Source organism: Limnohabitans sp. (assembly GCF_031539175.1).
Classification (GTDB): Bacteria; Pseudomonadota; Gammaproteobacteria; order Burkholderiales; family Burkholderiaceae_C; genus Limnohabitans.
Genome location: NZ_JAVKLQ010000084.1, coordinates 55,965 through 64,550 on the forward strand (window position 1 = coordinate 55,965; position 8,586 = coordinate 64,550).

At 56.5% G+C, this 8,586-nt stretch carries 8 protein-coding genes; 4 read left to right on the forward strand and 4 right to left on the reverse strand.

Going from position 1 to position 8,586, the window contains the following annotated elements; translation table 11 throughout:
• Position 1 precedes the first annotated feature (1 nt).
• On the forward strand, positions 2-1,825 hold the full coding sequence (locus RMS95_RS15755) for a peptidase M61 (RefSeq protein ID WP_310647127.1): 1,824 nt from the start codon (positions 2-4) through the stop codon (positions 1,823-1,825).
• A 53-nt stretch (positions 1,826-1,878) separates the two neighbouring features.
• Here RMS95_RS15755 and paaK read toward each other — a convergent pair whose 3' ends face one another.
• The 3 genes from paaK to RMS95_RS15770 are packed head-to-tail and all read right to left on the reverse strand — an operon-like array spanning position 1,879 to position 4,465.
• Positions 1,879-3,198: a phenylacetate--CoA ligase PaaK gene (gene paaK / locus RMS95_RS15760; RefSeq protein WP_310647128.1), complete on the reverse strand. Its 1,320-nt coding sequence runs from the start codon at positions 3,196-3,198 to the stop codon at positions 1,879-1,881.
• Positions 3,195-3,647 carry a hydroxyphenylacetyl-CoA thioesterase PaaI gene (gene paaI, locus RMS95_RS15765; protein WP_310647129.1) on the reverse strand — a complete coding sequence of 151 codons (453 nt, stop codon included), beginning with the start codon at positions 3,645-3,647 and terminating at the stop codon, positions 3,195-3,197. The genes paaK and paaI overlap by 4 nt, the downstream gene beginning before the upstream one ends.
• Complete coding sequence (locus RMS95_RS15770; RefSeq protein WP_310647130.1) at positions 3,647-4,465, reverse strand: enoyl-CoA hydratase-related protein; 819 nt, start codon at positions 4,463-4,465, stop codon at positions 3,647-3,649. Before RMS95_RS15770 ends, paaI begins: the two co-directional genes overlap by 1 nt.
• Before the next feature lie 143 nt (positions 4,466-4,608).
• Between RMS95_RS15770 and RMS95_RS15775 the strand changes: the two genes are divergently transcribed.
• Genes RMS95_RS15775 through RMS95_RS15785 form a run of 3 tightly spaced genes read left to right on the forward strand, consistent with a single transcriptional unit; the run spans position 4,609 to position 7,937 of the window.
• Positions 4,609-5,388, forward strand: a complete 780-nt coding sequence (locus RMS95_RS15775) for an enoyl-CoA hydratase (protein ID WP_310647131.1) — start codon at positions 4,609-4,611, stop codon at positions 5,386-5,388.
• A gap of 20 nt (positions 5,389-5,408) precedes the next feature.
• Complete coding sequence (locus RMS95_RS15780) at positions 5,409-6,857, forward strand: ATP-binding protein (RefSeq protein ID WP_310647132.1); 1,449 nt, start codon at positions 5,409-5,411, stop codon at positions 6,855-6,857.
• A 9-nt stretch (positions 6,858-6,866) separates the two neighbouring features.
• Positions 6,867-7,937: an HD domain-containing phosphohydrolase gene (locus RMS95_RS15785; protein WP_310647133.1), complete on the forward strand. Its 1,071-nt coding sequence runs from the start codon at positions 6,867-6,869 to the stop codon at positions 7,935-7,937.
• 43 nt (positions 7,938-7,980) lie between these two features.
• Here the strand turns inward: RMS95_RS15785 and RMS95_RS15790 are convergent, their stop codons facing one another.
• On the reverse strand, positions 7,981-8,367 hold the full coding sequence (locus RMS95_RS15790; protein WP_310647134.1) for a response regulator: 387 nt from the start codon (positions 8,365-8,367) through the stop codon (positions 7,981-7,983).
• Positions 8,368-8,586 lie beyond the last annotated feature (219 nt).

Below are 8,586 nucleotides of genomic sequence, written 5' to 3' on the forward strand. Positions count from 1 at the left end.
CATGACGGCCCTCATTCACTACCGCATCGAAGCGGCTGATCTACACGCCCACCTGTATGGCGTGACCCTGACCGTGGCGCAACCCGCCGCTCAGCAACGCGTATCGCTGCCGGTGTGGATTGCGGGCAGCTACATGGTGCGCGAGTTTTCCAAACAAATCGTGGGGATCACCGCCCGCCAAGGCACACGCGCCGTGGCTGTGCAACAGCTCGACAAATGCACCTGGGAACTGGACTGCCAAGCCGACTCGCCCGTCACCTTGCACTACCAAGTGCACGCCCACGACGACTCGGTCCGCACCGCTTGGTTAGATGCGCAACGTGGCTTCTTCAACGGCACCAGCTTGTGTTTGCAAGTGGCTGGGCAAATGGCGCAACCACATCAACTCGAACTGGTCGCGCCTCAGCCCCGTTGGCAAGTCGCCACCGGCTTGACGCCCTTGAAAATCGACCGCCAAGGTTTTGGTACCTACATCGCTGCCGACTACGACGAGTTGGTGGACTGCCCCGTCGAGATGGGCACCTTTTGGTCAGGCACGTTCAACGCGGGCGGCATTGAACACCGCTTCATCGTGGCGGGCGCCACACCGGCCTTCGATGGCGAGCGCTTGCTCCGCGACACCCAACGCATTTGCGAAAAAGCCATCGCGTTTTGGCATGGCAAAAAACGCGGCAAGACGCCGCACAAAAACTATGTGTTCATGCTCAACGCTGTGGCCGATGGCTACGGTGGCTTAGAGCACCGCAACTCCACCGCCTTGATTTGCCAACGCGCCGACTTGCCGCGGTTGGACGAGACACAGCCCGCCCAATCAGCGTCCAGCAAAAGCAGCGCCCCCTTGAGCGAGGGTTACACCACCTTGCTGGGACTGATCAGCCACGAGTACTTTCACACTTGGAACGTCAAGCGCTTGCGTCCGTTTGAGTTCGCGCAGTATGACTACAGCCGCGAAAACACCACCGAGTTGCTGTGGTTCTTCGAGGGGTTCACCAGCTATTACGACGACCTCTTGCTGCGCCGTGCCGATTTGATCGACGATGCGGCCTACCTGCGCTTGCTCAACAAAACCGTCAACCAAGTGCTGCAAACGCCGGGGCGCAAGGTGCACACCGTCGCGCAGTCGAGCTTTGAAGCGTGGACCAAGTACTACCGCAACGATGCCAACACGCCCAATTTGACCGTGAGCTACTACACCAAGGGTGCCTTGGTGGCCTTGTGCCTCGACCTCACCTTGCGCCAGCACGGCGTGAAAAACCACAGCGTCTCGTTGGACGACGTGATGCGTGCCTTGTGGCAACGCTGTTGCACCGGTAAACGCACTGGCACGATGCAAGAAGCCGATGTGCTGGCCGTGTTGCAAGACCTCACCGGTCGCTCATGGGCCCCTGAGCTCAAAGCATGGGTGCATGGCACCCGTGAATTGCCCTTAGAAAAGTTACTGACCGCACATGGCGTGACCATACACCACGACCCTGCCCCCCTCGCTCAACGCTTGGGCCTGCGCGTGAGCGAAGACCACAGCGTGCAGATCAAACAAGTCTTGGCCGAGAGTGCCGCTCAGCGTGCGGGTTTTGCTCCGGGCGATGAATGGTTGGGTTTGGAAGTGGGCTCGCCCACCAAGTCAGCGACCCACTCGGCATGGCGCCTCAAAAAACTGGACGATGTGCTGCTCTACGCGGGCCGTGCATCACAGCTGACCGCCTTGGTCAGCCGTGACCGCCAATTGCTGCGTTTACCGCTGAGCTTGCCCAAAGCCAAGGACCACGCCGCTTGGCGATTGGCCATTCAAGACAGCCACAAAGTGGCGGTTTGGTTGGTGCCCTGAGACAACAGCAGCGGACGTGTCTCGCACGTCGTTGCTGCCCACACTCAAACGGCCTACTTCACGCCCCGCAAATCCACCACACGCTTGGCTTTGCCTTGGCTGCGCTCTACGCCGCCTTCACTTTTGAGCGTCACACCAATGCTGGTGCCGACGAACATCTTGACATCGTGCTGCAAAGCCTGCGCAGCAGCACGGGCGGCGGAAGCATCGGGGTCTATGCCAGGTCGGGTTTCGACCACCACAGTCAAGTTGTCCATCGGGCCTTCGCGGGTCAGCAAGCATTGGTAATGCGGGGCCAACTCGGGACGCTTCAAGATGTATTCCTCGATTTGTGAGGGGAACACGTTGACGCCACGCACGATCATCATGTCGTCACTGCGACCCGTGATTTTTTCCATGCGACGCATGGTGCGCGCGGTGCCGGGCAACAAACGCGTCAGATCACGGGTGCGGTAACGAATGATGGGCAAGGCTTCTTTGGTCAAGCTGGTGAACACCAACTCGCCCATTTCGCCGTCGGCCACCGGTTCCCCCGTTTCGGGGTTGATGATTTCTGGGTAGAAGTGGTCTTCCCAAATGGTGGGGCCGTCTTTGGTTTCCACGCACTCGCTGGCCACCCCTGGGCCCATGACTTCAGACAAGCCGTAAATATCCACGGCGTCGATGCCACAGCGCTGCTCAATGGCGCGGCGCATGTCGTTGGTCCAAGGCTCGGCGCCAAAAATGCCCAAGCGCAAGCTCGACTCCGCAGCCGACAAGCCCAAACGCTCAAACTCATCGGCAATGGCCAGCATGTAGCTGGGCGTGACCATGATCAGGTCGGGCTTGAAGTCTTGAATCAACTGCACTTGGCGCTCGGTTTGACCGCCACCAAACGGAATCACCGTGAGGCCCAAACGCTCAGCACCGTAATGTGCGCCCAAGCCGCCCGTGAACAAACCGTAGCCGTAACTCACATGCACCATGTCGCCTGGGCGAGCACCTGCGGCGCGAATGCTGCGCGCCACCACGTTGGCCCACGTGTCGATGTCGTTTTGGGTATAGGCCACCACCGTGGGCTTGCCCGTGGTGCCACTTGAGGCGTGAATACGCACGCATTGCTCACGCGGTTTGGCCAACATGCCAAACGGGTAGCTGTCACGCAAATCGGCTTTGGTGGTGAACGGAAACTTGGCTAAGTCGGCCAAGGATTTGCAATCGTCAGGATGCACACCTGCCGCATCAAACTTGGCGCGGTACACCGGCGAGTTGGCATAGGCCTGCTGCAACGTGGCTTTGAGGCGCTTGAGTTGCAGTGCGCGCAGCTCGTCGATGCTGGCCTTCTCGATGGGCTCTAACGGAAACTGTTGGGTGGTGAAAGGTGCGGGTTTCATGCGGGAATCACTGTGCCTTGAATTTGTGCGCTTTTGCCACGGAACAGGGCGATGGTGTCGCCGTGCTGGTTGGTCACGCGCATGTCGTAAATACCGTGGCGCCCCGACAAGGTTTGCTCCACGCCTTCGCACGTCAACACATCGCCCAACTTCGCAGGCTTTAAAAACTCAATGCTGCAACCCGCCGCGACGGCGGCTTTGTTGTAGCTGTTGCAGGCAAACGCAAAGGTCGAGTCGGCCAAGGTGAAGATGAACCCACCATGGCAAATTTGGTGGCCATTCAAATGCAGGGGCTGCACGGGCATGCGCAGCACCGCACGGCCAGGCTCGCACACCAAAATTTCGATGCCCATGGTGTCTTTGGTGGCGGTGTCCACCGCGAACATGGACTGAGCGACGTTTTGTGCCAGCGCGATGGCTTGCGGGTCGTTTTGCAATTCGGTACGCATCATTCGCCTTTGAACACGGCGGGACGTTTTTCTAAGAAGGCCGTGACGCCCTCGATGTAGTCATGGGTGCAGCCTAGGGCTGATTGCGCATCGCGCTCCGCATCTAAATGCTGGGTGAAGCTGCGGGTGCCTGCGTCGCGCAACAGGTGACGTGTTTGCACCAACGCTTTCGTGGGCATAACGGCCAGCTTCTGGGCACAAGCCAACGCGGCGGCCAAGCTGTCGTCGGCGACATCCCAAATGAGGCCCCATTCTTTGGCTTGAGCTGCAAGCAATTTATCGCCTGTCATGGCCAAAGCCATCGCTCGCGCCATGCCCAAACGCTCCACCAACAACCAACTGCCTCCCGCATCGGGGATCAGGCCAATTTTGCTGAATGCTTGAATGAAACTGGCCGTCGGTGCCGCAATGGCGATGTCGCAACACATGGCCAATGAAGCGCCTGCGCCAGCCGCCACGCCGTTGATGGCAGCCACCGTGGGCATGCGCAAGCCTTGAAGCTTGCGGGCTGTGGGGTTGAAGGCTTGGTCAATCACGGGACCGGGGTTGGCACGGGCGACCAAGTCGGGGCCGGGTGCAAAGTCGAACTCTGACAAATCAGCCCCCGCACAAAAACCACGCCCCGCGCCCGTGATGACCACCGCGCGAATGGCGGCATCGGCTTCGGCACGGTCGAGCGCGGCCCACAAGTCGTGGTGCATGTGACGGGTGAAACTGTTGAGCGCTTGCGGGCGATTCAGCGTGAGCAAAGCGACGCTGCCACGCGCTTCGTACAAGACGGTGGCGCTGTCATGGACTGAGGGATGGGGTGCGGTCATGGGTGGTCTCCTGCCCAGAAATTTAGCATTAACCGACCGATCGGTTGGTTAATGTTTACCCTTGGATCACACCGCCTGAGGGCCACGCAAGCTTGGCTATAGTTAGAGCCAAGACCTTCTTACAAAACTTATGGAGCAGCCCCATGGCCTACGAATTCATCAACGTTCACACCGAAGCCGACAAAGTGGGCGTCATCACCCTCAACCGCCCAAAGCAGCTCAACGCGCTGAATGGCCAGCTGATGGTGGAGTTGGGCCAAGCCCTCAAAGCGTTCGACGCCGACGAATCGATTGGCTGCATGATCATCATTGGCAGTGAAAAAGCATTTGCAGCGGGCGCAGACATTGGCGCCATGGCCACCTACAGCTTTGCCGATGTGTACAAAAACGACTACATCACCCGCGACTGGGAAACCATCCGCAGCATTCGCAAACCTGTGATCGCGGCGGTCAGCGGCTTTGCCTTGGGTGGTGGTTGCGAATTGGCCATGATGTGCGACTTCATCATTGCCGCAGACAACGCCAAATTTGGCCAACCCGAAATCAAACTGGGCGTCATCCCAGGCGCGGGCGGCACACAGCGCTTGCCACGCGCCGTCGGCAAAGCCAAGGCCATGGACTTGGCACTGACCGGTCGCATGATGGATGCCAACGAAGCCGAAAAAGCAGGGCTGGTCAGCCGCATCGTGCCGCTGGACAAATTGATGGAAGAAACCTTGGGCGCGGCACTCATGATTTGTGGCTACTCACAAATCGCCACGATGGCCGCCAAAGAGTCGGTCAACCGCGCCTTTGAAAGCGGTTTGGCCGATGGCGTGATGTTTGAGCGCCGCCTGTTCCATGCGTTGTTCGCCACCGCCGACCAAAAAGAAGGCATGGATGCGTTTGTGAACAAACGCCCTGCTTCATTTAAAAACGCCTAAGGCAGGGACCGCGTCTTCAGATGATCGAATTGAAAGCATTGCTCAAGTGGAAGCGGCTCAAGCCGGTCATCTTGGTGGTTGGGGTGTTGGTCTTGGTGCAAGTCGGCAGCGGCGTGTTTGCGTACAAACAGTCCAAAGCGCTGCTGCTGGAAAGTAAGCTCAAGCGGGCACAAAACCTCACGCATGGCTTGATCGTGGCCGTGGTTGACCCCTTGGTGGAGAAAGACTTTTCCACCATCGAGTCGCGCATGATGCAGACCATGTACAACGACGAAGTGCTGTCGATTCAAGTGGTGGACAAGCAAGGCAAAGTGCTCACGCATCTCGCCAGAACCCCCGGCAACGAACCGATCGAGATCTTCGACAACGCGGCAGTGACAGTGCCCCATCAATTGGGTGTAGATCGTTTGAGCACGGTCGAGGGCGACATTTTGGTGTGCTGGGAAAGGCTGAATGTCGGTGTCGAGTTAGGGTGGATTCGCCTGGACATGATGGGCTCCGTCGATGGCGGAGAACTCGATGTCATCAAGCGCAACGCCTTTGTGCTGTCGGCCATCTCCATTGTGTTGGCCCTGGTGGCGATGGGCATGTTTTTATGGCGCGCTTATTTCTCGGCCATACGCCGTGAATTGAGCGTGACTGACAAACTCAAGGACACATCCGAGTTGTTGTACCAATCGGAAAAGATGGCGGCTTTGGGCCAGTTGTCTGCCGGGGTCGCGCATGAGATCAACAACCCCATCGGCTACGTGTCATCCAACATCGCATCGTTGGTGAATTACTTTGAGGCGTATCAAAAAATCATTGACGCTTATGAGCGGCATTGCCAACCGGGTCAAGAGGCATTGACGCTGGAACAAGTCAATGCCATCAAAGAGGACATCAATTTCGAATTTATTCAAGAGGATGTGACCTTCTTGCTGTCGGAAACGCGCGAAGGCATTCAGCGCGTCAAGACCATCATTCAAGACTTGAAAGATTTCTCGCGCACGGAGAAAACCGCGGCTTGGTCCAAAGCCGATCTGCACAAGGGCATTGCATCGACCTTGAACATTGTGGCGAGTGAATTCAAAAATAAAGCCGATGTGGAGCTGGTCTTTGGCACCTTGCCTGAGATTGATTGCCTGCCATCACAGATCAACCAAGTGGTGCTGAACTTGGTGGTCAACGCCACACAAGCCATTGACTCTGGGCAACGCGGGCTGATTCGGATCACGACATCGGCAGATGAAAACCATGTGTATTTGTCGGTGTCTGACTCGGGCTGTGGCATTTCTCCCGATCACTTGAAAAATATTTTTAACCCGTTCTTCACCACCAAAGCTGTCGGGGTTGGGACGGGTCTGGGTTTGTCGGTCACGCATGGCATCATTGAGCGCCACCACGGCAGCATCAGCGTGGAGAGCGAAGTGGGCAAAGGCACCACGTTCAAGGTCATGCTGCCCATCCACCAAAACACCGTCGCATAACCATTCACCATGAAATCTACCGTTCTTTGCGTCGATGACGAGCCCAACATTCTTTCAGCCCTGAGGCGCATGTTGTCGTTGAACAACTTCAAGGTGCTGACGGCCGACAGCGGCCAAACGGCTCTTGAACTCTTGGCCAGCACGCCCGTGGATGTGGTGATTTCAGACATGCACATGCCCGAGATGAATGGCGCCGAGTTATTGGCCATGGTCAAAGAGCGCCACCCAGATGCCATGCGCATTTTGCTCACAGGCAATGCTGACATCAGCAGCGCCATTGCTGCGGTCAACCAAGGCGGCATTTACCGCTACTTGACCAAGCCTTGGGTCGATGCAGAACTGATCGCCACCATCGAGTCGTCGCTAGAGCTGATCATGCTCAAAAAAGACCGCTCCCGCTTGACCGCACTCACAGAAGAACAAAACGTCAAACTCAATGATTTGGTGCTCAACTTAGAAGAGAAGGTCAAAGAACGAACTGCTGAGTTGACAGAGTCAAACCAAAAGCTACGGGACTCGTACATTGCCTCGATCAAAGCATTTTCTGGCTTGCTGGGCATGCGCGACGAGCAACTGCTGACACACTCACGCAACGTGGCTGAACTGTCTTTCAAAACAGCACGCGCGGCAGGCTTGGACAAAGAACAGTGCCAAGAAATCTACATTGCTGGCTTGTTGCATGACATTGGCAAGCTCAGCCTGAGCGACCGCATTTTGCGTGTGAAGGTGTTTGAATTGCCACTCAGTGATGTTCACTCCTACGAAAATCATGCGGCCTTGGGTGAGTCATGTCTGAAAAACTTGGATGACATGAAGGGCGTGTCGCTCATCATTCGTGCGCACCACGAGCACTACAACGGCCAAGGTTTTCCAGACAAACTGGCAGGTGAAGCGATTCCTGTAGGCGCCAGAATTGTGGCGATTGCAGAAGCGTATGAAGAGTTGACGACCGGCGAGTTCAGCACCCGACCAAAAACCTCAGAAGAAGCGATTTCGGTCATCACCAAGGCCGTGAGCATTTACTTCTGCCCCGTGATGGTGGGCCATTTTGTGAATGTGATCACAGCAGCATCCCAATGATTGAGACGCTGAAGCACAGGCGGCGATGATGCCGCGTTGGAGCTTACTTAGCAGCGACGCGCTCAGACAATAGCTCTTCGATTTTGGCAAGCAAGTCTTTGCTCTTGAAGGGCTTGGGGATGCTGGCGTTGGCACCCGGAATATCAATCGATTTCAAGCCATAGCGTGCGATGACAGAGTTGGTGCTGCCAGAGGCCACGATGACCGGCAAATGGGGATAGCTTTCTCGCAGCTTGGCGACGAAATCAACACCGTCCATCTTGGGCATGACCAAATCGGTGACGACCAAGTCCACATGCGTTTCCGACAACCACTGCAAGGCCTCTAACCCATCCCCAGCACCGATCACGGTGTAGTCATTCATCTCTAAAACCTCTTGTACGCCCTCGCGCAGCAGGTCTTCGTCTTCAACGATAAGAATGGTAGTCATATGGTGCAATAAAAGTGGTGCGGAATTCTAACGGGCATAATTTACTCAAATCAATTTTGATAAATTAAAGTAACTAAATTGAATGGCGGATTCAAGGACGAAGTGCAACAAAGATGAACTGGTTATAGGTGGCTGAGGATGCGAGAGCATCATGGCCGCTTTAACCGCCAAATCGAAATTGCCCAATGTACAAGCACCTCAGCCGAGAAGAACGATACC

Coding starts and splice junctions, on each gene's coding strand:
- RMS95_RS15785 (WP_310647133.1), top strand. CDS start 6,867: ATGAAATCTACCGTTCTTTGCGTCGATGACGAGCCCAACATTCTTTCA.
- RMS95_RS15790 (WP_310647134.1), bottom strand. CDS start 8,367: ATGACTACCATTCTTATCGTTGAAGACGAAGACCTGCTGCGCGAGGGC.
- RMS95_RS15780 (WP_310647132.1), top strand. CDS start 5,409: ATGATCGAATTGAAAGCATTGCTCAAGTGGAAGCGGCTCAAGCCGGTC.
- RMS95_RS15775 (WP_310647131.1), top strand. CDS start 4,609: ATGGCCTACGAATTCATCAACGTTCACACCGAAGCCGACAAAGTGGGC.
- RMS95_RS15770 (WP_310647130.1), bottom strand. CDS start 4,465: ATGACCGCACCCCATCCCTCAGTCCATGACAGCGCCACCGTCTTGTAC.
- RMS95_RS15755 (WP_310647127.1), top strand. CDS start 2: ATGACGGCCCTCATTCACTACCGCATCGAAGCGGCTGATCTACACGCC.
- paaK (WP_310647128.1), bottom strand. CDS start 3,198: ATGAAACCCGCACCTTTCACCACCCAACAGTTTCCGTTAGAGCCCATC.
- paaI (WP_310647129.1), bottom strand. CDS start 3,647: ATGCGTACCGAATTGCAAAACGACCCGCAAGCCATCGCGCTGGCACAA.